General features: G+C 57.6%; 1 rRNA gene. It reads left to right on the top strand.

From position 1 onward, the window contains the following. Positions 1-601, top strand: a 23S ribosomal RNA gene (locus AN218_RS29280); the annotation flags it as partial.

Raw genomic sequence — 601 nt, 5'->3', positions numbered from 1 at the left:
CCTGTGTGAATCTGGCGGGACCACCCGTCAAGCCTAAATATTCCCTGGTGACCGATAGCGGATAGTACCGTGAGGGAATGGTGAAAAGTACCGCGGGAGCGGAGTGAAAGAGTACCTGAAACCGTGTGCCTACAAGCCGTGGGAGCGTCGCCGTGTGTGCTTGCACATGCGGTCGTGACTGCGTGCCTTTTGAAGAATGAGCCTGCGAGTTTGCGGCATGTTGCGAGGTTAACCCGTGTGGGGGAGCCGTAGCGAAAGCGAGTCCGAAGAGGGCGTGGAGTAGCGTGTTCAAGACCCGAAGCGGAGTGATCTAGCCATGGGCAGGGTGAAGCGGAGGTAAGACTTCGTGGAGGCCCGAACCCACCAGGGTTGAAAACCTGGGGGATGACCTGTGGTTAGGGGTGAAAGGCCAATCAAACTCCGTGATAGCTGGTTCTCCCCGAAATGCATTTAGGTGCAGCGTCGTGTGTTTCTTGCCGGAGGTAGAGCACTGGATAGGCGATGGGCCCTACCGGGTTACTGACCTTAGCCAAACTCCGAATGCCGGTAAGTGAGAGCGCGGCAGTGAGACTGTGGGGGATAAGCTCCATGGTCGAGAGGG

Origin of the sequence: Streptomyces nanshensis (genome assembly GCF_001751255.1) — a bacterium.
Lineage (GTDB): Bacteria > Actinomycetota > Actinomycetes > Streptomycetales > Streptomycetaceae > Streptomyces > Streptomyces nanshensis_A.
The sequence above is the reverse complement of the archived record's forward strand: the minus strand, read 5'-3'. Positions and strand labels throughout refer to the sequence as shown.